At 71.2% G+C, this 22,192-nt stretch carries 17 protein-coding genes and 2 pseudogenes; 7 read left to right on the plus strand and 12 right to left on the minus strand.

The window, feature by feature from the left end; genetic code table 11:
* Positions 1-1,509 (plus strand): annotated as a pseudogene (locus ACYVE7_RS09770) (hypothetical protein); the annotation flags it as partial.
* Between the two features lie 38 nt (positions 1,510-1,547).
* Positions 1,548-2,249, plus strand: a complete 702-nt coding sequence (locus ACYVE7_RS09775; RefSeq protein WP_460364273.1) for an MgtC/SapB family protein — start codon at positions 1,548-1,550, stop codon at positions 2,247-2,249.
* A 7-nt stretch (positions 2,250-2,256) separates the two neighbouring features.
* On the opposite strand, the gene ACYVE7_RS09780 is transcribed toward ACYVE7_RS09775, so the two are convergent.
* From ACYVE7_RS09780 to ACYVE7_RS09815, 8 genes are all read right to left on the minus strand, one after another.
* Positions 2,257-3,444, minus strand: coding sequence for a lipid-transfer protein (locus ACYVE7_RS09780; RefSeq protein ID WP_460364274.1), 1,188 nt, complete (start codon positions 3,442-3,444; stop codon positions 2,257-2,259).
* Positions 3,441-3,881 carry a Zn-ribbon domain-containing OB-fold protein gene (locus ACYVE7_RS09785; protein ID WP_460364275.1) on the minus strand — a complete coding sequence of 147 codons (441 nt, stop codon included), beginning with the start codon at positions 3,879-3,881 and terminating at the stop codon, positions 3,441-3,443. Before ACYVE7_RS09785 ends, ACYVE7_RS09780 begins: the two co-directional genes overlap by 4 nt.
* 81 nt (positions 3,882-3,962) lie before the next feature.
* Positions 3,963-4,418, minus strand: a complete 456-nt coding sequence (locus ACYVE7_RS09790; RefSeq protein WP_460364276.1) for a MarR family winged helix-turn-helix transcriptional regulator — start codon at positions 4,416-4,418, stop codon at positions 3,963-3,965.
* Between the two features lie 34 nt (positions 4,419-4,452).
* The gene (locus ACYVE7_RS09795; RefSeq protein ID WP_460364277.1) at positions 4,453-6,063 is read right to left on the minus strand and encodes an acyl-CoA synthetase; all 1,611 of its coding nucleotides are present in this window, start codon (positions 6,061-6,063) and stop codon (positions 4,453-4,455) included.
* Positions 6,060-7,217, minus strand: coding sequence for a thiolase domain-containing protein (locus ACYVE7_RS09800; protein WP_460364278.1), 1,158 nt, complete (start codon positions 7,215-7,217; stop codon positions 6,060-6,062). Before ACYVE7_RS09800 ends, ACYVE7_RS09795 begins: the two co-directional genes overlap by 4 nt.
* 1 nt (position 7,218) lies before the next feature.
* On the minus strand, positions 7,219-8,259 hold the full coding sequence (locus ACYVE7_RS09805) for a thiolase domain-containing protein (protein ID WP_460364279.1): 1,041 nt from the start codon (positions 8,257-8,259) through the stop codon (positions 7,219-7,221).
* Positions 8,256-9,176, minus strand: coding sequence for a Zn-ribbon domain-containing OB-fold protein (locus tag ACYVE7_RS09810; protein ID WP_460364280.1), 921 nt, complete (start codon positions 9,174-9,176; stop codon positions 8,256-8,258). The genes ACYVE7_RS09805 and ACYVE7_RS09810 overlap by 4 nt, the downstream gene beginning before the upstream one ends.
* A 6-nt stretch (positions 9,177-9,182) precedes the next feature.
* Complete coding sequence (locus ACYVE7_RS09815; RefSeq protein WP_460364281.1) at positions 9,183-10,748, minus strand: acyl-CoA synthetase; 1,566 nt, start codon at positions 10,746-10,748, stop codon at positions 9,183-9,185.
* A gap of 146 nt (positions 10,749-10,894) precedes the next feature.
* On the opposite strand from ACYVE7_RS09815, the gene ACYVE7_RS09820 reads away from it, so the two are divergent.
* Complete coding sequence (locus ACYVE7_RS09820; RefSeq protein WP_460364282.1) at positions 10,895-11,707, plus strand: crotonase/enoyl-CoA hydratase family protein; 813 nt, start codon at positions 10,895-10,897, stop codon at positions 11,705-11,707.
* Positions 11,708-11,958: 251 nt separating this feature from the next.
* Here the strand turns inward: ACYVE7_RS09820 and ACYVE7_RS09825 are convergent, their stop codons facing one another.
* Both ACYVE7_RS09825 and ACYVE7_RS09830 read right to left on the minus strand, forming a co-directional pair.
* Entirely contained in the window at positions 11,959-13,071 is a 1,113-nt protein-coding gene (locus ACYVE7_RS09825; RefSeq protein ID WP_460364283.1) for an NAD(P)H-dependent flavin oxidoreductase, read from the minus strand.
* A gap of 49 nt (positions 13,072-13,120) precedes the next feature.
* Entirely contained in the window at positions 13,121-14,143 is a 1,023-nt protein-coding gene (locus ACYVE7_RS09830; RefSeq protein WP_460364284.1) for a PorA family protein, read from the minus strand.
* A gap of 174 nt (positions 14,144-14,317) precedes the next feature.
* On the opposite strand from ACYVE7_RS09830, the gene ACYVE7_RS09835 reads away from it, so the two are divergent.
* The 4 genes from ACYVE7_RS09835 to ACYVE7_RS09850 all read left to right on the plus strand — a co-directional run bounded on the left by ACYVE7_RS09835 (position 14,318) and on the right by ACYVE7_RS09850 (position 21,056).
* Positions 14,318-15,790, plus strand: a complete 1,473-nt coding sequence (locus tag ACYVE7_RS09835) for a hypothetical protein (protein WP_460364285.1) — start codon at positions 14,318-14,320, stop codon at positions 15,788-15,790.
* Between the two features lie 71 nt (positions 15,791-15,861).
* Positions 15,862-15,996: a hypothetical protein gene (locus tag ACYVE7_RS09840; RefSeq protein WP_460364286.1), complete on the plus strand. Its 135-nt coding sequence runs from the start codon at positions 15,862-15,864 to the stop codon at positions 15,994-15,996.
* 10 nt (positions 15,997-16,006) lie between these two features.
* Positions 16,007-17,191, plus strand: coding sequence for a glycosyltransferase family 4 protein (locus tag ACYVE7_RS09845; RefSeq protein ID WP_460364287.1), 1,185 nt, complete (start codon positions 16,007-16,009; stop codon positions 17,189-17,191).
* A complete protein-coding gene (locus ACYVE7_RS09850) occupies positions 17,181-21,056 on the plus strand; it encodes an alpha-(1->3)-arabinofuranosyltransferase domain-containing protein (protein WP_460364288.1) in 3,876 nt (1,291 codons plus the stop codon). Before ACYVE7_RS09845 ends, ACYVE7_RS09850 begins: the two co-directional genes overlap by 11 nt.
* A gap of 114 nt (positions 21,057-21,170) precedes the next feature.
* Here the strand turns inward: ACYVE7_RS09850 and lipB are convergent, their stop codons facing one another.
* Both lipB and ACYVE7_RS09860 read right to left on the minus strand, forming a co-directional pair.
* Positions 21,171-21,812: a lipoyl(octanoyl) transferase LipB gene (lipB, locus tag ACYVE7_RS09855; protein ID WP_460364289.1), complete on the minus strand. Its 642-nt coding sequence runs from the start codon at positions 21,810-21,812 to the stop codon at positions 21,171-21,173.
* 32 nt (positions 21,813-21,844) lie between these two features.
* A pseudogene (locus ACYVE7_RS09860) lies at positions 21,845-22,192 on the minus strand (hypothetical protein); the annotation flags it as partial.

Here is a 22,192-nt window from a genome sequence, read left to right on the forward strand (position 1 = left end):
GCCGAGCTGGCGGCGCGGGCCGCCGCCGCCGACCGGGCGCTGCGAACCATCGGCAACCGCACCGTCACCCTGCCGCCCGGCGAGGAGAACGAACTGCTGGGCGCCGCCCACGAACTGCACGCCCATCTGTCCGGTGGCGGCACCCTCAAACGCGGGCCGCTCCGCTCCGCCGCCCAGAAGCGCGCCGAACCGCTGCTGACGGAGGCGCGGGTCGACAGCGACCCGCCCACCACCCCCGAGCTCCTCGACGCCGTGATCGCCGCCCTGGAGGGCCGGCTCGCCGTCGAGGAACTGCTCGACGGGTGGGCGCGGGTCGGCGTCGAACTGGTCGAAGGACGCCCCCTGGACGGGATGGTCGCGCAGCTCGCCGTCCTGTACACGCGGCTCGGGCAGGTCCGCACCGCGCTGCTGGCGATCGCCGAGACCGTCACGCTGCTCCGGCAGGTCGGGCTGCAGGTTCCGCTGCGCACGCCCGCCGAATGGCAGGGCTACCGGGCGTCGCTGGAGATGGTGCGGATCCGGCGGCGCGCCTCGACGGCGTGGGCGGCGCTGGCGTCGCTGCGGCAGGCGATCGAACTGGAGATCTCCAAGGGGCAGGCGCCGCCGGAGCTGACGGCCGCGGCCGCCGCCCTCTCGGCACGCGACCTGTCCGGATATGAGAGCTGTCTGGCGGCGCTGGCGCAGGCGCACGGCGAGCGGAACGCCCAGCTCCGGTGCGACCAGCTCCTGGCCAGGCTCGCCGAAGCCCACCCGGCGCTCGCCGCCGAACCACGGCTCGTCCCCGATGAGTGGGAGGCGGCCTGGCGGTGGGCGTACGTGTCGTCGTTCCTCCAGGACCGGCCGCGCACCCCCGCCGAACGCTCCGTCGAGGAGCAGCTCGACCTGGCGTCGGCCGCCGCCGAGGAGGCCGCCGCGTCGCTGGCCGCCGCCGAAGCCTGGGGCTGGACCCTCTCCCGGGTGCACGGACGGCCCGCGCCCGAGCATCTGCCCGTCTGGATCATGCCGATGAGCCAGGTGCCCGGCACGCTGCCCGCCGCCCGCGACTCCTTCGACGTCATCGTGATCGACCACAACGACGAAGGCGCCGACTCCCTCTACGTCCTCTGGCTCGCCCCCCGCGTGATCGTAATCGGGGAGGGCGGCGAGATCCCCCCGGACGCCACCGTGACGCCCGAATCGACCCTGTTCGGGGCGCTCGCCGCCCGGTTCGCCCTCCTGGAGTCGGGGGTACCCGCCCAGCAGCCGACCCTGCCGTCCCGGACTGCCGCCGCTCCCCCGCCGGACCCCGACCGGCCTCCGCACGTCCAGGTGGAACGCGGCAGGTCGATCGTCACCTACCAGCGCGAGGACCTGATCGACCTGGTCTCCCGGCTGGCCGCCGAAGACCCCGAACTCACCGACGACCAGCTCATCGAGTACGCGACGGCCCTGCTCGCCTTCCCCGAGGACGAGCAGCTCATCGCCGGAGCACGGCTCCGCTACGCCGTCGAGGCGTTCCGCGAGGGGTGACGCTCCGCGGTCGGACGGCCCCGGTTAGTCTGATCTTGATGACGGATCTGAGTACGGTCGACTTCCTGACGCGGCTGGCCACCGGGGTCGGCTGCGGCGCGCTGATCGGCGTCGAACGGCAGTGGCGGGCCCGGATGGCGGGCCTGCGCACCAACGCGCTCGTCGCCACCGGCGCGACCCTTTTCGTCCTGTACAGCGTGGTCGCCGGCGACCCGAGCACCACGCGTGTCGCGTCCTATGTGGTGTCGGGCATCGGCTTCCTCGGCGGCGGGGTGATCCTCCGCAAGGGCGGCGGGGTCCGCGGCCTCAACACCGCCGCGACCCTCTGGTGCTCGGCCGCCGTCGGCGTCCTGGCCGCCTCGGGCCATCTGCTGTTCGCGTGGACGGGCGCCCTCACCGTCCTGCTGGTCCACATGCTGCTGCGCCCCGCCGGACGCCTCATCGACCAGGCCCCCACCTCCACCGAGGAGGACATGGAGACCCCGGTCGTCTTCAACGTCGAATGCGACCGCAAACGCGTCGGCAACGTCCGCGCCCTCCTGGTGACGTCCCTGAACATCTCGGCCGTCACCCTGGCGGGCCTGCGCACGAAGCAGTCCGACGACTCCACCGTCCTGGAGGCCCGCCTCGACATCGAAGGCTCCCCCACGGCCGTCCTCGACCCCCTCATCGCCCGCCTCTCCCTCGAACCCGGCGTCCACGACCTCCACTGGCACCGCGTCGAAGACGAAGAGGACTAGAAGAGGACTAACGGGTCACGACGGTGGCGGAGCCGTGGCCGAAGAGTCCCTGGTTGACGGCTATGGCGGTGGTGGGGGCGGGGATCTGGCGGGGGCCTGCGGCGCCGCGGAGCTGCCAGGTGAGTTCGCAGATCTGGGCTATGGCCTGGGCGGGGATCGCCTCGCCGAAGCTGGCCAGGCCGCCGGAGGGGTTGATCGGGATGCGGCCGCCGATGGTGGTCTCGCCCGCGCGCAGGAGGGATTCGGCTTCGCCGGGGGCGCAGAGGGAGAGGTCCTCCATCCAGTCGAGTTCCAGGGCCGTGGACAGGTCGTAGACCTCGGCCAGATCGATGTCGGAAGGGGAGACCCCCGCCTGGGTGTAGGCGTCGTGGGCGAGGGACGCGCGGAAGGTGCGCTCGGCGGGGTCGACGGTCATCGCCGAGTCGGTCGCGAAATCCGGGAGGTCGAGGACCGTCTTGGGGAAGACCGGGGTCATCGTGGACAGGCCGCTGATCCGGACCGGGGCCAGGCCGCGGCTGCGGGCGAACTCCAGGGACGTCAGGACGAGGGCCGCGCCGCCGTCGCTGGTCGCGCAGATGTCGAGCAGGCGCAGCGGGGAGGCCACCACCGGGGATTCCAGGACCTCCTCGACGGCGACCTCCTTGCGGTAGCGGGCGTTGGGGTTGGCGACCCCGTGCCGGGAGTTCTTCACCTTGACCAGCGCGAAATCCTCGGGCGTCGAACCGTGCAGGGCCATCCGGCGGCGGGCGGCGAGCGCGAAGTACATCGGGTTGGTCGCGCCGAGCAGGCGGAAACGGAGCCAGTCGGGATCGTCAGGGCGGTCGCCGCCGACGGGCGCGAAGAAGCCCTTCGGGGCGGCGTCCGCGCCGACCACCAGGGCGACGTCGCACAGGCCCGCCAGGATCTGGGCGCGGGCGTTCGCGATGGCCTGCGCCCCCGACGCGCAGGCGGCGTAGCAGGAGGACACCTGGGCGCCCGACCAGCCGAGCGCCTGCGCGAAGGTCGCGCCCGCGATGAAGCCCGGGTAGCCGTTGCGGATGGTGTCGGCGCCCGCGACGTACTGGACGTCGCGCCAGCTCAGCCCGGAGTCGGCCAGGGCCGCGCGGGCGGCCGCCAGCCCGTAGGAGACGAAGTTCCTGCCCCATTTGCCCCATGGGTGCATCCCCGCGCCGAGGATCGCGATCTCGTTGCTCATGGGGCCACCGGCTTCCACATCCAGACCAGGAAATCGGTCGACTCGTCGCCGTACAGGGTGCCGACGGCCAGCTCCATCTCCTGCCCGACGGCCAGATCTTCCAGCGCGACGCCGGGCACGACCTGGCCGAGGATCACCAGCTTCTCGGCCGTCAGCTCGACGGCCGCCAGCAGATACGGGCGGAACGGGTCGGACGCGACATAGGGGGCGGGCGGCTTGTACCGGGCGTCGGCGTACGACCAGAGGACGCCCCGGGTGGAGAACGCGTAGTCCGCGAGCTCAGAACCGTCCTTCGGCCCGGTGCAGCCGGGGTTGCGGCAGGCGAGCTCGTTGCGCGGGAAGTAGGGGGTGCCGCAGACGCCGCAGCGCGTCCCGATCAGGGCCGGTGGATCGGTGGTGAACCAGCCCTCGACGGCGGCCTTACGTTCTCTGAGCACCCGACCTCCTAGAAACCAACCAAGCGACCGCTCAAATGTACAAGACAGGGCTCTGGCAGGACAGGACGGGGGCCCGGGAACCTAGGGCATCGAGCGGACGTCGCGCAGCAGGTCCGGCATCAGCCGGTGGACGTCGTCGAGGAAGCGGATCAGCAGCCGCCGCTCCTCGTCGCTGTAGTCCTCGAACTTCGCCCACACCGGATCGGTGACCGGCCGGAAGTAGTCATGGAACTGCTCGACCTGCTCCGGCACCGGCTCCACCAGCACCCGTCTGCGGTCGGCCGGATCGGGCACCCGCTTGACGAAACCCGCCCGCTCCAGCCGGTCGATCAACGCGGTGATCGCGCCGCCGCTGGTCAGGCTCATCGCCTTGGCGAGCTGCCCCGGCGTCATCGCGCCCGCCGCGCCGAGCAGGTTGATGCACTGGGTGTCGGTGGCGTTCAGCCCGACCTTGGCGGCCGTCGCGCTGTGCAGCAGGACCGACCACATGGCATTGCGCCGCAGCTTCTGCCGCAACTCGATCTCCAACTGGTCCACGCTTCAACCATAGCCTCGCCGCACGGCCCGGGCATCAGCCTTCGGCGGCGATCTCCTTGGCCCAGCGGTAGTCGGCCTTGCCCGCCGGGCTGCGGCGCATCTCCGGGACGAACGCGTACGTGCGGGGCACCTTGTAGCCGGACAGCGCGCGGCGGCAGTGGGCGTCGAGCTCGTCCGTGGAGGTCTTCTCGCCGTCACGGAGCTGGACGACCGCGGCGACCCGGTTGCCCCAACGCTCGTCCGGAATGCCGGTGACCACCGCGTCGAACACACACGGATGGCCCTTCAGGACCGCCTCGACCTCCTCGGGGAACACCTTCTCGCCACCGGTGTTGATGGTCTGCGAGCCGCGGCCGAACACCGCGATCGTGCCGTCCGACTCGACCGTCGCGATGTCGCCGGTGAGCAGCCAGCGGCGGCCGTCGGCGGTCGTCGGAAAAGTCCTCTCGGTCTTGGCGGGATCGTTGTAGTAGCCGCGCGCGATATAGCCGGTGCGGGCGACCTGGCCCATGACCCCCGAACCCGGCCGGACGATCTCCAGACCGTCGTCGAGGACCACGATGTTCGGGACGTCGGGCGCGAACCGCAACCCCTTCTCCGGCGACGAACCGGCCGTGGCCTGCGCCGTTGAACCCGACTCGGTCGAACCGAACCGGTCCAGCACCATGACGTTCGGCAGCAGCCGCTGGATCCGCTCCCGCACCGAACCCGTGAAGATCGCGCCCGTCGAGACATAGGCGAACAGCGACGACAGATCGTAGGGACGCCCCTCGGCGACGGCCTGCTCCAGGGCGTCGGCCATCGGGATCGCCATGGCGTCCCCGGTGATCGTCAGCGAGTTGACCTTCTCGCGCGCGATGGTCTCCCAGACGCCGTGGCCGTCGAACCGGCGGGTGAACACGGCCGTCGCGCCCATCCACCAGGCGATCCAGACCGCGACCTGCGCCGCCCCGTGCATCAGCGGCGCGACCGGCATCATGGTGAGCTGCCCGGACCCGGCGGCGTGGTCGATCCAGCCCTGCGGGGTCTCCGGCGCCGGATAGGTGGGGTTGGCGAACGCGAACAGGATGTCCTTGACGTCCCACATCACGCCCTTCGGCCAGCCCGTCGTGCCGCCCGTGTACACGATGTAGGTGTCGTCCTCGCGGCGCGGCCCGAACCCGCGCTCCGGCGGGTGCGCCGCGAGCAGCTCGTCGTAGCGGACGGCGCCCGGCACGGACGTCGCGCCGCCGACCCCGATGAGGGTCCGCAGCTTCGGCTGCGCGGGCGCGACGTTCGCGACGCGCTCGTCGAACTCCACGTCGTACAGGAGCGCGACCAGGTCGGAGTCGCGGTACAGATACTCCAGCTCGGCCTCGACATACCGGTAGTTCACGTTCACCGGCACCGCGCGGATCTTCATGGTCGCGACGAGCGCCACCACGTACGGCACCCCGTTGTAGAGCTGCATTCCCACGTGCCGCCCCGGCTCGACGCCCGCCGCGAGCAGGGCGTGCGCCAGCCGATTGGCGCGCTCATCGAGCTCGCGGAAGGTCAGGTGCTCACCGTCGCAGGCGAGCGCGAGCCGGTCGGGAATCCGGTCGGCGATCCCCTCGAACAGGTCGGCGTGGTGGAACACGGGCAGGGCGTGCTCGGACTGGGTCATGGCTTCTCGCTTCCGACGATCCACATCGCGAAGAACTGAGCGCCTCCCCCGTAGGCGTGGCCGAGCGCGCGGCGGGCGCCGTCGACCTGGTGGTCCCCGGCCATGCCGCGGACCTGGAGCGCCGCCTCGGCGAAGCGGATCATGCCGGAGGCGCCGATCGGATTGGACGACAGCACGCCGCCCGAGGCGTTCCACGGGATGTCGCCGTCGAGGGCCGTCGCACCGGACTCGGTGAGCTTCCAGCCCTCGCCCTCACCGCAGAAACCCAGGTTCTCCAGCCACATCGGCTCGTACCAGGAGAACGGGACATAAACCTCGGCGACGTCGATCTCACGGCGCGGATCGGCGATCCCGGCCTGCCGGTAGACGTCGGCCGCGCAGTCCTTGCCGCCCTGCGGGTTCACCGTGTCACGGCCCGCGAAGAAGATCGGTTCCGAGCGCATCGCGGTGCCGTGCACCCAGGCCGGCCGGTGCGGCGACCGCTTCGCGGCGTCCTCAGAGGCGAGGATCATCGCGCAAGCGCCGTCGGACGACGGACAGGTCTCCAGGTAGCGGATCGGCTCCCACAGCATCGGCGTCATCTCGACGATCTCCCGCGAGATGTTCGGGATCTTGAGATGGGCGTAGGGGTTCTTCAGGGCGTTCAGCCGGTCCTTGACGGCGACGAGCTGCCCGATGTGGTCGGGCGCGCCCGACCTGCGCATGTAAGCGCGGATGTGCGGCGCGAAGTAGCCGCCCGCGCCCACCACCAGCGACGTGGAGTGCGGGCCGCCGACCGTCAGCGCCCAGGTGGCGTTCGACTCCGACTGCTTCTCCCACGCCACCGTCAGAACCCGCTGGTGGACCCCCGACTGGATCATGCTGGCCGCGACGATCGCGGTCGAGCCGCCGACCGAACCCGCCGTGTGGACGCGCATCATGGGCTTGCCGGTCGCGCCCAGCGCGTCCGCCAGATACGCCTCCGGCATCATGATCCCCTCGAACATGTCGGGGGCCTTGCCGATGACGACGGCATCGATGTCGTCCCAGGTCAGGGCAGCGTCGTCGAGCGCCCGCTGGGCGGCCTCGCGGAGCAGTCCCGCGACCGAGACGTCCAGCCGCTTGGTGGTGTAGTGGGTCTGTCCGACCCCGATGATCGCGCAGGGGTTGCCCATGTCAGGCCTCCAGGACGGCGACGAGGTTCTGCTGCAGGCAGGGACCGGACGTCGCGTGGCCGAGGGTCTTGCGGGCCTCGCCGCGGTGGATGCGGGCGGCGGCCTCGCCGATCCGGATCAGGCCGGCGGCCATCACCGGGTTGGCGGACAGCGGCCCGCCGGACGGGTTGACGATCACGTCGTCGCCCAGGTCGAGCGCCTCGCGCAGGATCAGCTCCTCATGCGAGAACTGGGCGTGCAGTTCGGCGACCTCGATCCCCGACGCGCCGGCCTTCTCCCCCGCCTTGCGCGCCGACGCGCTGACCGAAAGGTCGCGGACGCCCGGCGAATGCGCGTCGGAGATATGGGCGATGCCGCGGATCCAGGCGGGCCGCAGGCCCGTCCGCTCGGAGATCTCACGGACCTTGGCGCCCGTCGCCAGCACGATGACGGCCGCGCCGTCGGCCTCGGCCGCCACATCGTGGACCTTGAGCGGGGCCACGTCGTAGGCGGCGTCGGGGGCGGGGTCGGGCAGGTGCAGGGCGAACGGGTTGTCGCGGCCCGCGGCGCGCGAGCGGGCGGCGACCGCGGTCAGATCACCCTCCTTCGCGCCCGACCTGGTCAGATACGCCTGCGCCTGGAGCGCGGCCAGGCTCACCTGGTCGACGTTGAGCGGGGCCAGATAGTAGGGGTCGAGCTGACGGGTCATGATCTCGCGCAGGCTGCCCTGCGACGGCTTGCCGAACCCGTACACCAGCGCCGTCTCGATCTCGGAGTACTGGATCTTCACCCAGGCCTCGTAGAGCGCCCACGCCGCGTCCATCTCGACATGCGACTCCGAGATCGGCGGCCACGCCCCCACCGCGTCCAGCGCGGACACGAACGAGAACGGCGCCCCGATCAGGTAGTCGCACGACCCCGAGCAGGTGAAGTCGAACCGCGAGATCCCGACCTGCTCCTTGACCTGCTGGAACAGCGGCAGCAGCAGCTCGGTCTCGGAGAACCCCTGATCGTCCGCCGCGTGCTTCGTCTGGGCGAACGCGACGATCGCCACGTCTTTCACAGGAACCTCTCGATCTGCTCGAACGGGACGTCGGGCTCGCCGGACGGCTCGAACCAGCGGATGTTGGTGATGGTGGGACCCCACTCCTCGCGGGGCTTCCACAGGGCCTTGACCCGCATCCCCATCCGGACCTGATCGGCCGGGATCCCCGCGACCAGCGCGAGCATCGCCAGATCGGAGCCGTCCAGCAGGATGTAGGCGCTGACGAACGGCACCTCGGGGGCGCGCGGATCGGGCAGGTTGTTGACCGCGAACGTCGTGACGGTGCCGGAGTCGGCGACCTCGACCTCCTCCGTGGTCGGCACGCCGTCCTTCGGGCAGAGCCCCTTCATCGGGACGATCACCTTCGCGCAGACCGGGCAGCGGTGGCCCAGCAGCCTGCCCTCGGCGACCCCTTCGAGGAAACGCTCCAGGGCCTTGCCCGGTCGGAGATCGAACTCCAGCCGGGACGGGGCCGTGGTCATGGTGACCTCGGGACGGAACGCCAGAATGTCGGTGATGTCGCCGGTCCGCTCCGGCCTGAACTGCGGGCGGACCCGCAGCCCGACCCTCAGACGCTTCGGGGGCTTCGCGCCGCGGTCGTACACGCCGACGTCCAGGGCGTGGACCATCGCGGTGTCCGCGCCGTCCGGCCTGACCAGCGCCCACGCGAACGGCCGGTCGAACGGATGGCCCGGCAGCGGCTCGGCCACCCACGCGAACGACACGACCGTCGCGACCGGGCCGACCTCGACGAACTCGTCCGTCACCGTGTGGCCGTTGGCCGGGTCGTACTCGGTCGGCGGGAACAGCACCCGGCCGTCCGCGGTCCTGACGCCGACGAGCCTGCCGTCGCGCAGCTCCGACAGGAACCGGCCGATGACCGGGCCGACACTGCGCGTGTACCCGCCGGGGAACTCCAGAACGTGATTGGGCATGGTCCCTCAGATCGCGGTCGAACGGCCGGCCCAGTACGGGTCGCGGAGCTTGCGCTTCAGCAGCTTCCCGTTGGGTTCGCGGGGCAGGGCGTCGGTGTAGTCGATGGTCCGCGGCCACTTCATCCGGGCCAGGCGGGGCTCCAGGAAGGCGAAGATCTCCTCGGTGAGGGCCTCGCCGGGCGCGACGCCGGCGGCCGGCTCCACGACCGCCTTGATCTCCTCGCCCCACTCCTCGTTCGGGATGCCGAACACGGCGACGTCCGCGACCTTGGGATGGAGGATGATCTCGTTCTCGATCTCGGCGGGGTAGATGTTCGCACCGCCCGAGATGATCATGTCGGACTTGCGGTCCGAGAGGAAAAGGAAGCCGTCCTCGGTGAGGTAGCCGATGTCGCCGACCGTGAAGAAGTCGCGCAACCGCTCCTTCTTCGTCTTCTCCAGATCGCCCTTGTACTCGAACTCGACGCCCATCATCTTCATGTAGATGGTGCCGGGCGTGCCCGCGGGGACCTCGGCGAAATCGTCGTCGACGATCAGCAGCTCGGAGATCGGCCACCTGCTGCCGACGGTGCCGGGGTGGGCCAGCCAGTCCTCCGGCGAGGCGACCGTGCCGCCGCCCTCGGTGGCCGCGTAGTACTCCCAGATGCACCCGCCCCACCAGTCGATCATCTGGTGCTTGATCGGGACGGGACACGGAGCGGCGGCGTGGATCGCCTGCTTCATCGAGGAGACGTCGTACTTCGCCCTGGTCTGCTCGGGGAGCGTGAGCAGACGCTTGAAGTGCGTCGGGACCATGTGCGTGTTGGTGATCTTGTATTTCTCGATGAGGCGGAGGGTGTCCTCGGCGTCCCACTTGTCCATGTAGACGAGGGTGTGGCCCATGTGCAGGGAGGAGCCGCCGAACTGCGTGACGGCCGTGTGGTAGTTCGGGGACGTCACCAGATGGGCCTCGTCCACACCGGTGACCGGGCGGCCCGCCGCATAGGCGAAGAAGCTGAGCAGGAAGGTCATCAGTTCGGCGCTGTCGTCCGGGTCGATACCGGCGAGCCGGCGCTTCACGCCCTTCGGCCGTCCCGTGGTGCCCGAGGTGTAGTGCATCGCGGCGCCGTTGCTGCGGTCGTCCGGGAGGGTGGACGGGCTGCCCGCCATGAACTCCTCGACCGGAGTGAAGCCGTCGATCCGGCCGAAGGAGAAACGGCGGCCCGGCTCCAGCCCTGCCTCGTCCGCGCCTGCCACGCCGAGGTCGGCGAACCGCTCGTGCACGAAGAACGCCTTCGCCTCGGCGTCGGCCACGATGTAGCCGATCTCCGGGCCGGTCAGATGCCAGTTGATCGGCGTGAAGTACCAGCCCGCCTGCAGGGCCGCGAGATAGACGACCAGGCTCTCGACACCGTTCGGGGCCAGCGAGGCGACGCCGTCGCCCTTCTCCAGGCCGAGGCCGCGGAGCGCGTGGACGAGCCGGTTGGCACGTTCGAGGAGGTCACCGGCGCGGTGCTCGGTGCCGTCCGGGTCCACGGCCGCGATCCAGTCGGGATCTTTCTGTGCGAGCCGCCAGAAGCCCAGCGTCCCCATGCGGATCTCCCTTGGTGAGACTCAAGTCCAGAACCGCAGTAGATCACGTTCCACTTTCAGTCGGCAAGGGTGCCTTGGGCGCTTGTTACGCTGGAGATCAGCTAAGTAGAATCCGTTCTTGTTTCGTCCAAGGCCAGGAGGCTCGCGTGCCCGAGAAGCTGCCGATCAGCACCCCCCACTGCACCGTCGAGCAGGACGGCCATGTGGTCATCGTCACACTGAACCGGCCGGAAGCCAAGAACGCACTTTCTTCGGACATGCTGGTCGGAATGGCCGACGCGTGGGCCTACATCTCGGCCACCCCCGAAGTGCGGGTCGGGATCCTGACGGGCGCGGGCGGGGACTTCTGCGCCGGAGCCGACCTGAAGGCGATGGGTACCCCGTCCAGTGACCCGCGCGTCCAGCAGCGGGCCGGCGAGATCGCGAACTTCCACTGGAAGGGGCTGCTCCGCGAGGACGTCCCCACCAAGCCGATCGTCTGCGCGATCGAGGGGTACGCCGTGGCCGGCGGCACCGAACTACTGATCGGCACCGATCTGCGGGTCGTCGCCCAGTCGGCGACGCTCGGCCTGTACGAGGCGAAGCGCGGGCTGTTCCCGATGGGCGGCAGCGCCATCCGGCTGCCCCGCCAGATCGGCTACGCCGCCGCCATGGACCTCCTGCTGACGGCGCGCTCCGTCACCCCGTCCGAGGCCCTCGCGATGGGGCTCATCAACAAGGTCGTCCCCGACGGCGAAGCCCTGAAAGCGGCCCGCGAACTGGCCGACCAGGTAGCCGCCTGCGGCCCCCTCGCCGTCCAGGCGATCCTCCGCACCTACCGCGAAACCTCCCACCTCCCCGAACCCCAGGCCCTGGAAATCTCCGACACCCTCGGCTGGCCCGTCATCGGCTCCGAAGACGCCAAAGAAGGCTCCCGAGCCTTCCGCGAAAAACGCCCCGCCCACTTCACAGGCCACTAGCCCCACCCAAGATCGCGTCGAACTGCGGCATGTGGACGCTTCGAGCCCCGCCAAACAGGCGACACGCCGCAGCTCGACGCGATCAAGAAGCCGCCCAGGGCCGCCGCTGACGCTGGGCAAGATCGTGTCGAGCTGCGGCAAGTGGACGGGTTGCGGGTGTGGGAAAGGGCGACACGCCGCAGGTCGAGGCGATCATGGGGACGCCCCCGGGCCGGGGGGCGAGGGGGCGTCTCGGGGTGGGTGGGGGTTGGTTAGTCGGGGGTGGTGATTTTGGTGAGGCGGTCGGTGGCTTCTATGTATTCGGCGATCAGGTCGTAGATGACTTGGGCGGCGGGTTTGATCTGGTTCATGGAGCCGACGATCTGGCCTACGGGGAAGGTGACGAGTTCGCCGTCGCCGGAACGGGTGATCCGGCGGAGGGCGTCGGAGATCAGCATGAACTGCATGGGCATGGGGAGGTAGCCGGGGGATTTGTCGGACTCCCAGGCGTCCGTCCAGGCGGTTTTGAGGAAACGGGCGGGCTTGCCCGTCCAGGCGCGGGAGCGGACCGTGTCACGGGAGGTGGCGGCCAGCAGCTTCGGCAGGGCCTGCTGCGGGGTGTCGGCCTCCTCGACGGTCAGCCAGATGGAGCCCGTCCACGCGCCGTCCGCGCCCAGCGCCATCCCGGCGGCGACCTGGCGGCCCCGGCCGATACCGCCCGCCGCCAGGACGATCGCCTCGTCGCCGACCTCGTCCACGACGTCCGGAATCAGGACCATCGTGGAGATCTCGCCCGTGTGGCCGCCCGCCTCGGTGCCCTGCGCGACGATGATGTCGACGCCCACCTCGACCTGCTTACGGGCGTGCCGCGCGCTGGAGGCCAGGCCCGCGACCTTGACGCCGTGCTCGTGGGCCAGCGCGACGACGTCGGCCGGGGGCGGGCCGAGCGCGTTGGCCAGCAGCGCGATCGGATGCCGCAACGCCACCTCGACCTGCGGCCGGGCCGTCTGGTCGGTCCAGCCGAGCAGGGCACGGCCCGCGGTCTCCGTGGACGGCTCGACCCCGTGCTCCGTCAGCAGCTCCTCCAGGAAGTCCCGGTGCCGCTGCGGGATCATGCTCTGCAGTTTTCCGAGGAGTTCCTCGGCGTCGCCCAGGTCGCTGCCCTCGTACTTGGCCGGCATCACGACGTCCACACCGTACGGCTTGCCGCCGATGTGCTCGTCGATCCACTTGAGCTCGAGTTCGAGCTCCTCCGGCGTGAAGTACAGCGCACCCAGGACGCCCATGCCGCCGGCGCGGCTCACTGCGACGACCACGTCGCGGCAGTGACTGAACGCGAAGATCGGGTACTCGATACCGAATAGCTCGGTTACACGTGTCCGCACACCCCGGAGACTAAACGGGATCGAAGTAGAACTGCAACGGGTTCTAGTTCTACTTTCGGCCGTCCGCCAGGAGATCATTGACGGAAGGCGGAACCTGTTCTACTCCGTTCGGCGGCTTCACAGGCCCCGCGTGGCGCGCCCGGGCAGGCCCCGCCCCTCCCCCGTACAGCGAGATGACGCCGCCCGCCGCCAGCATCAGCAGCCCGACCACGAGGAACACACCGGGCAGCACCGTGCGGACGAGCTCGATCCGCTGGGCGTAGTGGTCGGACCGCTCGGCGAGGGTCTTGACGTCGTCTTCGGAGAACTCCAGGGCCGTGGTGAGGAACGTGCCCGTGTTCTTGCGGTCGCGGGTCTGCATGGTCTCGTTGACCGAGAACCGCTCCTTGACCGGCATCCCGGTGCGCGGGTCGACCCAGAAGGTGTTCGTGGCCTGGTGCCAGCGGTCGACCTTGACGTTCGGGTGGGTCTTGGGCAGCCCGACGGCCGCAGGCCACTGCGGCGTGGTGACCCGGCCGACCTTGGTGTCCTCGACGATCTGGACGAACCGGTACGTCTGCACTCCGTTGATTGTCTCGGTGCCGTTGTACCGGGCGGGCCAGGTGCGGCGCGTGAACACGTCGTACAGCTCGTACGAGCGCTTCTGGACGTTGCCGACCGGCCACATCAGTCCGTAGCCCGACTGCGGCACCTTGGTGTCGCCCTCGATCCACGTGTTCTTGTGGCCGTTGATCAGCAGGGCGCTCTTGCGGTCGAAGGCCATCTGGTAGTCGTAGAACGCCAGGTCGTCGGAGCCGGCCGAGACCCGCAGGAACGCCTGCCAGACGGCCGTCTCCTTGCCGCCGGACTTGACGTCGCCGCGGATGGTCAGCGACGCGTCGAGCGGGGTGTCGTCCTCGATCCGGCCGTTGATCCGGTTCAGGTACGAGGCGTGCTCGTCCCTGAGCGTGATCTGCTCGTAGAAGTCGAGTGGTGCACGCACGACGCCGTCGGCGACGTAGAACCGCATGAGCGGGGCGAGCGTGACGAAGAAAGCCCCGAGCATGACCAGCAGAAAGCCGCCGCGCCGCATTCGCCGCCCCTGAGTGATGTCCTGAGTGATGTGGTGTGAGCCCCGACTTACTAGCGCGTAACCATACCGGAACAGAACATCTAGGACCTTTGGCGCAGACAACTGCGACAAGACCGTAGTCTCTGGCGAAAACCATCAAGGTCACTCAGGTGTCGACGAAGGGCCAGAAGACTCATGCGGCGGGCGCTTCCCCTGCTCACCGGGCTGAGCCTGGGCGCCCTCCTGCTGGGCCCCGCGCTCCGGCCGGGGTTCGTGCTGACCTACGACATGGTCTTCGTCCCCGACCCGGCCCGCACCGACGCCATGTTCGGCCGGACGGGCGGCTTCCCCCGCCAGGTCCCCAGCGACGCCTTCGCCGCCGCCCTGTCCTGGATCCCCTGGTCACAGCAGCTCCTGCTGCTGTCGATCTTCGTGATCGGCGCGCTCGGCATGGCCCGGCTGTTCGATCCGGCGCGCACCCTGGCCAGGCTCGCGGCCGTCGTGGTGTTCCTGTGGAACCCCTACGTCGGGGAACGGCTGCTGCTGGGCCACTGGGCCCTGCTGCTCGGCTACGCCGGACTGCCGTGGGTGCTCGACGCGATCGTCAACCGGAGATCGCTGCCGCGGCTCGTCGCGGCGTTCCTGCCGGCCGCGATCGGCGGGTTCGCCGCCATGAACCTCACCCTGCTGGTGATCGTCGGCTCGCTGGTCGCGGTGCGCGGCGCGGGCTGGGCCCGCACCCTGGCCGTCTATCTGGTGTGCGCGCTGCCCTGGCTGCTTCCCGCGCTCGGCTCCGCCGGGACGGCCACCGACCCGGCCGGGGTCGCCCTGTTCGCGGCCCGCGCCGACACCCCGTTCGCGACGCTCGGCAGCGTCCTGTCGCTCGGCGGGCTCTGGAACGCCGAGACCACGCCGCCCGGCTACTCGGCGTTCCTGCCCGCTCTGCTCCGGCTGGCCCTCTGCCTGACGGCGCTCGCCGCACTGATCGTCAACCGGGCTCCGCTCGCCCGCGCCGCCCTGTACGCGGGCGGCGGCGGGCTGCTGATCGCCTGTCTGGGGATCACCCCGCCCGGCCGGGCCGCCCTCCGGTTCGCGATCGAGCACTGCGCGGCGTTCGGGGTGCTCCGCGACGGCCAGCTCTACATCGGCGCGCTCGCCCTGGCCGTCGCGCTGGGGCTCGGCCATTTCGCGAGCTCGCCGCGGCGCGCCTGGTACGCGATCGTCGCGCCGGTGGCGCTGCTGCCGATGCTGGCGTTCGGGGTCATGGGAACGCTCCGCTCGGTCGACTACCCCGCCGACTGGCGTGACGCCCAGCGGCTGATCAACGCCGATCCCGTCCCCGGCAAGGCCCTGTCGCTGCCGTGGGGCGCCTACCGACGTCCGGCCTGGAACCACGACCGGGCGATCCTCGATCCGCTGCCCCGGATGCTGGACCGGCGGGTCGTCTGGAACGACGGGCTGCGCGTCGGCCCCACCGAACTCGCCAGGGAGGACCCCCTGGCGATCGAGGCCGACCGGCTGCTCCGGACCCCCGGCGATCCGACCGCGGTGTTCCGTTCGGCCGGATACCGCTATGTGGTGATCTCCGATGGGTTCACGCCGAACCGCTTCACCGCGGGGACGGTCGTCCTCCAGGGCCCCACGATCACGGTCGTCCGCCTTTTCTAGGGATCGAGCAGTCTTTTCACATTGGTATAAAGGCCACTAATCTTGACCGGCCGTGACGAAGGAGGCAAACCATGCGCATCATGGTGGCGATCATTGCCGGGGTCCTGCTCGCGACGGGGTCGTCCGTGGCGATCGTGAACGCCGCGACCTCCAGCCCCGACCCCAAGCCGGGACAGCAGATCTACAACTACGGTGATCGCCAGTAACGCGGCCCGTGTGACGCTCGGGGCGGAGACGGCGGCGCGGGGGATGCTCGACGGGCACCCCGCGGGCTCCCGCGTGGTCTTCGTCAACTGGCGCGACCCCTGGCAGAAGGCCGCGGGCGGCGCCGAACTCTACGCCTGGCAGATGTGCCGGGAGCTGTGCCGGCGCGGCGCGGAGGTCACCCTGCTGACCAGCCGCGAAGCCGGGCAGGCCCGCGAGGAACGGCGCGACGGCATCCGGATCGTCCGCTACGGCGGGATCTACTCGCGGTATCCGCTGCTGTTCGGCTGGCTGGCCCGGCACCGCGACTCCTTCGACGTCGCGATCGACTGCATGAACGGCATCCCCTTCTTCAGCCCGCTGGCCCTCTCCCCCCGGACCAAGATCCTGCTGCTGGTCCACCATGTGCACTCCGCCCAGTTCGGCGTCTACTTCGGGCCGCTGCTCGCGACGTTCGGCCGGTTCCTCGAAGGGCCCGTCGCCCGGCGCGTGTACCGGGGGCGTCCGGCCGTCGCGGTGTCCCGTTCGACGGTCGTCAGCCTGCGGCGCGAACTGCGCTGGAGCGGACCGGTGCACATCGTGCCGAACGGGGCGCCGGAACCGGGCGAACCACCCGCCGACGTCGTCAGGGGCGGGGAGCCGTCCCTGGTCTGGGTCGGGCGGCTGGTCGCGCACAAACGGGTCGACGAACTGGTGCTGATCGTCGCGCGGCTGCGGGAACGGTGGCCGGGGGTGCGGCTGCACATCGTTGGCAGGGGCGAGCAGGAGCAGGCGCTGCGCGAGCAGATCACCCGGCTCGGGCTCGACGGGAACGTCACCCTGCACGGCTATCTCAGCGAAGCCGACAAGCGGCGGGTGCTCGGCGGGGCCGACCTGCACGTGTCGGCGTCGCGGTACGAGGGCTGGGGGCTCTCGGTGATCGAGGCGGCGGCGCTCGGCGTGCCGACCGTCTCCTACGACGTCAACGGGCTGCGCGACGCGATCCGCGACGGCGAGACCGGCTGGCTGGCCGTCCCCGGCGAGGATCTCGCCGACACCGTCGCACGGGCCCTGAAGGATCTCCAGGCGCGACGGCCCGAGCTGGCCGCGGCCTGCCGGTCGTGGGCGGCCCGGTTCACCTGGCAGGCCAGCGGCGAACTGCTCACGCAGGTCATCCGAGGTGGCAGGGCAGTTCCAGGTGACCTGGATGAAGGCTGATCCGCGCAAGGCCGTCTCGCTGCTGGTGCTGACCACGATCGCCTTCTGCACCGCGCCCGGACGGATCCTGCCCGACACCAAACTCGACATGGCGCTCGCCCCGGGCCGGTTCCTGGTCCGCGCGCTGCACATGTGGGACCCGTCCGCGTCGTTCGGGCAGGTCCAGAACCAGGCGTACGGCTACTTCTTCCCGATGGGGCCGTTCTACTGGCTGTTCGACACCCTGCGCGTCACCCCGTGGATCACCCAGCGGCTCTGGCTGGCGCTCGTGCTCTGCACGGCGTTCCTCGGCGTGGTCAGGCTGGCGGAGGCGCTGAGGATCGGTGCGCCGTGGGCGCGGCTGGCCGCCGGGTTCGCCTACGCGCTCGCGCCGCGCGCCCAGGAACTCCTGGGCGTCAACTCCTCGGAGTTCTGGCCGACGGCCGTCCTGCCGTGGATCCTCCTGCCGCTGGTGACGGTGCGGTCGCGGGAGCGGGCCGCCGCGCTGTCGGCGCTCGCCGTCGTGTGCTGCGGCGGGATCAACGCGACCGCCGAACTGGCCGTGCTGACGGTGCCGCTGCTCTACCTGCTGTTCCACCGGCGGCGGCTGCTGGCGTGGTGGCTGCCGCTGACGGCCGCCGCCTCGTTCTGGTGGCTGGCGCCGACCTGGCTGATGGGCCGGACGATCTTCCCGTTCATCGCCTACACCGAGACCGCGACCACCACCACGTCGGTGACGTCGCCGCTGAACGTGCTGCGCGGCACGTCCCAGTGGAACGGGTTCCTGCCCGGCGGGTTCAGCCCCTGGTGGCCCGCCGGATTCACCCTGTCGACCACCCCGTGGCTGATCTTCGCGACGACGCTGCTCGCCGGGCTCGGGCTGGCCGGGCTGCGCCGGTCGCCGCACCGGGCCTGGCTGCTCGGGACCGTGCTGGCCGGGCTCGCGGTGATCGTCGCCGGGCATGACGGCTCGCTGTTCGCCGGGACGGTCCGGTCGCTGCTCGACGGGCCGCTCTCGCCGTTCCGGAACCTGCACAAGTTCGACGCGCTGCTGCGGCTGCCGCTCGTCCTCGGTCTCGCGCACCTGTCCCCCCGGCTGATCACGGTGCGGGGCCGACGGTTCGACGGGCGGCTGCTGGTGATCGGGGCCGTCGCGGCGACGACCGTCCCGGTGCTCACGCCGGGGCTCGGCATCCCCGACGCGCCCCGGGAGATCCCGCAGTACGTCCGGTCCGTCACCGCATGGCTGGACGGGCGGCCGGACGGGACCGTCCTGGCCGTCCCTGGGCAGCAGTTCGGGCAGTACCTCTACGGCAAGATGATGGACGACCCGCTCCAGCCGCTGCTCGACGGCCGCTGGGCCAGCCGGATGATCACCCCGGGCGGTTCGGTGGGGGCGGCGCGGCTGATGGAGGCGATCGACCAGCGGTTCGCGACCGGGCAGGGCACCGCCGGGTTGAAGACGGTGCTGGAGCGGATGGGCGTCCGGTATCTGATGGTCCGCAATGACGTCGACCGGGCGGCGCTGAACGGCGCGTGGCCCGTCCGGGTGCACGCGGCGCTCGACGGGATGGGGCTGCGCCGCACCGCCGCGTTCGGCAGCCGCGCGGGGTTCCCCGCCACCGATCCGGCCGGCTCGGTCGACCAGCCCTACGACCCCGTCGAGATCTTCGAACTGGACGCGGCTCCGGCCGTCACGGTCGCTCCGGCGCGGCCGGTCCGGGTGGACGGCGGGCCCGAGGCGCTGCTGGCCCTCGCCGACGCCGGGATGCTCACCGGACCGGTGATCTTCAACTCCGGGGAGCCCGACATCGCGACGGACACCTTCCGCCGCCGGGAGGTCGCCTTCTCCGATCTGCGGGGCGGCGGCTCCCCCACCCTGACCGCCGATCAGCCGTACTCGGGCGACGCGCGGGTGAAGGACCTGCTCGAACCGGGGTGGCGGCCTTCGGTGGCCGAACTGTCCGGGATCTCCGCCGTGACGGCTTCGTCGAGCGCGTCCGAGCTGGACGCGGTGCCGTCGCCCGGGGCGCGGGCCCACCACCCGTTCGCGGCGCTCGACGGTGATCCGGCGACCTCGTGGACGTCGTCGGGCTGGAAGGGGGCGGACGGGCAGTGGCTGGAGCTGCGGTTCCCCACCCCGATCACCCCGAGCGGCGCGAAGATCGCGTTCGAGGTGAGCGACCTGCTCGGACCGGCCGTCGACGAGGTCACGGTCGTCACCGACACCGGGCGGGCGCCGCAGAAGATCCAGCCGAATTCGCGGTTGCAGACGTTGGCGGTGCCGCCGGGGGCCACGTCACGACTGCGGGTGGAGATCACCGGGACGGTGCGGCCCACCGTGCCGGGCAACCGGGTCGCCGTCGCCACGCTGACCGTCCCGGGGGTCGATCCGGCGCGGACGATCACGCTGCCCGCCACCGCCGCCCGCCAGGTGTTCACCGGTCTGTCGGGGTATGCCCCGGCCTGTGTGCGCGGGCCGCAGACCTGGGTCTGCGCCCCGTCCCTCGCCACCGGATCGGAGGAAGGCAACACCTTCGACCGGTCGTTCACCGCGCCCGCCGGCTCGGTCGCGCTCTCCGGCAGCGCGATCCTCACCGATCCGGCGCTGATCGCGCGGCTCACGGACGCCACCGGGCTGTCCGCCTCATCGACGGCCGTCCCCCACCCGGCGGCCTCCGCCCGGGCCGCGTTCGACGGCGATCCGGCGACGACCTGGCAGCCCGCGCCGTCCGACCGCCGCCCCGCCCTCACCCGCACCCTCGACCGGCCCCGGACGATCTCCTCTCTCCGGATCCGGCTCGGCCGCACCGCCCACGACCCGATCTCGATCCGGATCTCCTCGCCCGCCGGTTCCCGTGACGCGATCCTCGACGACCGGCGGCCCGCCGTGTTCGCCCCGCTCACCACCGACCGGCTCACGATCACGTTCCCGCGCGGCACGACCGTCACCGAGGTGGAGATCCCGGGAATCGCGGCCGAGCAGGACGGCGGGGCACTGCCGACGGCGTGCGGTTCGGGGCCGGAGTTCACGGTCGACGGGCGTTCCGTCCCGACCAGGCTGACCGGCGGGAACGTCGCGGACGTCCTGGCGGGCCGCCCGCTCCCGTTCCGCGCCTGCGCCCCGGCGATCCTCACGGGCGCGGGCCACCGCCTCACCCTGAAGCCCGGCTCCTTCCTGATCCCCCTGGTAGCCCTGGGCGCTCCGCCCGCGCCCGCGCCGGTGCCGTTCCCCGCCCCGGTCCCCCGCTGGACGGCCACCGACCGGACCGTGACGGTCTCCGCCGCCGCCGCGTCGTATCTGGTGGTCAACGAGAACCAGAACAGTGGCTGGAAGGCCACCCTCGACGGCGTCGCCTTGCACCCGCTGACCGTCGACGGCTGGAAGCAGGCGTGGCTGCTGCCCGCCGGATCCCGGGGAACCGTCCACCTCGTCTACACACCCGACCGGCCCTACCGGCTGGTCCTCCTGATCGGCCTGGCGCTGGCGCTGACACTGCTGCCCCTGGCCGCCTGCCCGTCCCGGCACTCCCCTGACCTGCGGAACCGTCCCTCCGGCTCCGGCTCCGCGCTGACCTGGGCGGTGCTCCTGGTCGCGCTCTGGGCGGCCGGACCCGCAGGCGCACTCGCCGCCCTGGCCGCCTGCGGAGCGGCCCGACGGGCACCGTCCTGGGCCGCGACGGCCCTGCTGGCCGCGGCCGGTTCCGCCGGGGCACTCGCCTACTGGCTGGCCAGCCAGGGCGTCGCCGATCCGTTCACCACGCTCACCGGTCCGGTGGCGGGCGCTCTGACCGTCGCCGCCGTAGCCCTCGCCTGCGTTCCCCGCATACAGAAACCTCCGGCCGTCACCACCGTGACCCGGCAAGCGGTGGAAAGCGCGGCTTAGGACGCCTCGAAGACCTCGGCCACCGGTCGCCGCCGTGGCCCTGGCCTGCGTTCCGCGCGTCCGGAAACCTTCGGCCGTCACCCCTGTGGCCCGGCAGGCGGTGGAGAGCGCGGCTTAGGACGCGTCGAAGGCTTCGGCGATGGTGCGGGCCGCCGTGGGGAAGTCGGGGGGTGGGGAACCGGCTTCGGTGAGTTCGCGGTGGATCGAGGTCATGTCGACGTCGGGCATCCCGCAGGCGACGGCCAGGGACCAGGGGGTCAGATCGCCGTCGACGTTCAGCGCGAAGCCGTGGGTGGTGATGTTCCGGCCGACCCGCATCCCGATTGAGGTGATCTTCCGCCGGGTGTCGGCGGTCCAGACCCCCGTGAGGAGTTCCGAACCGGGAGGGGTGTCGCGGCGCTCCGCGGGCACGCCGAGCTTGCCGATCGCCTCGACGAGACGGTTCTCGACCTCGCGGATGTAGTCGACGACCCCCTCGCCCGGCTGCAGCTTGACGATCAGGTAGCCGACGAGCTGCCCCGGCCCGTGGTAGGTCAACTGGCCGCCGCGGCGCGTCATCAGCACCGGAATCCCGGCCTCCGGCGCGGGGAAATCGCCCTCGTCGGTCCGGACGCCCGCCGTGAAGATCTGCTCATGGCTCAGCAGCCACAGCGTGTCGGGCCTGGCGCCGTCGAGCCGCTCCTGCCACAGCTCCTGCATCCGCTCCATGGCGACGGAGTACTCGATCAGACGGTCGGTGTCGTCGATCAGCGTCAACGGGCGAACTCTCACACACCCATTCGTACCAGCTACCGGCGGGTCACCCCACCTCGGCGGAGCCCGCCCTCCAGCAGCAGATGGGTGAGCGCGGTGAGCGGCAGCACCGCGACGGCCGCGACCAGCGCGACCGTCCCGAAGTCGTGCGCCCACACCGGACGTCCCGTGAGCCGGTACCAGCCCTCCAGCACCGGCATGTGCCAGAGGAAGATCCCGTAGGAGAGGGTGCCGAGCGCGGCCAGCGGCGGCCAGGCCAGCGCGGGGAACCCGCCGACGGCGCCCGCCACCCAGCAGAACCCCAGCACGAGCTGGAGCGCGAACTCCACCAGGTACTGGGCGGCGTTCTGCGGCTCCCCGATCAGCGGCCGGGCCAGCGGGGT

The sequence above is a fragment of the Actinocorallia lasiicapitis genome, from assembly GCF_054778695.1.

Bases quoted from the DNA above. Each gene is read 5' to 3' on its own strand.
- ACYVE7_RS09795 (WP_460364277.1), bottom strand. From the start codon at position 6,063: ATGACCCAGTCCGAGCACGCCCTGCCCGTGTTCCACCACGCCGACCTG.
- ACYVE7_RS09835 (WP_460364285.1), top strand. From the start codon at position 14,318: ATGCGGCGGGCGCTTCCCCTGCTCACCGGGCTGAGCCTGGGCGCCCTC.
- ACYVE7_RS09775 (WP_460364273.1), top strand. From the start codon at position 1,548: ATGACGGATCTGAGTACGGTCGACTTCCTGACGCGGCTGGCCACCGGG.
- ACYVE7_RS09815 (WP_460364281.1), bottom strand. From the start codon at position 10,748: ATGGGGACGCTGGGCTTCTGGCGGCTCGCACAGAAAGATCCCGACTGG.
- ACYVE7_RS09800 (WP_460364278.1), bottom strand. From the start codon at position 7,217: ATGGGCAACCCCTGCGCGATCATCGGGGTCGGACAGACCCACTACACC.
- ACYVE7_RS09840 (WP_460364286.1), top strand. From the start codon at position 15,862: ATGCGCATCATGGTGGCGATCATTGCCGGGGTCCTGCTCGCGACGGGG.
- ACYVE7_RS09850 (WP_460364288.1), top strand. From the start codon at position 17,181: ATGAAGGCTGATCCGCGCAAGGCCGTCTCGCTGCTGGTGCTGACCACG.
- ACYVE7_RS09830 (WP_460364284.1), bottom strand. From the start codon at position 14,143: ATGCGGCGCGGCGGCTTTCTGCTGGTCATGCTCGGGGCTTTCTTCGTC.
- ACYVE7_RS09810 (WP_460364280.1), bottom strand. From the start codon at position 9,176: ATGCCCAATCACGTTCTGGAGTTCCCCGGCGGGTACACGCGCAGTGTC.
- ACYVE7_RS09780 (WP_460364274.1), bottom strand. From the start codon at position 3,444: ATGAGCAACGAGATCGCGATCCTCGGCGCGGGGATGCACCCATGGGGC.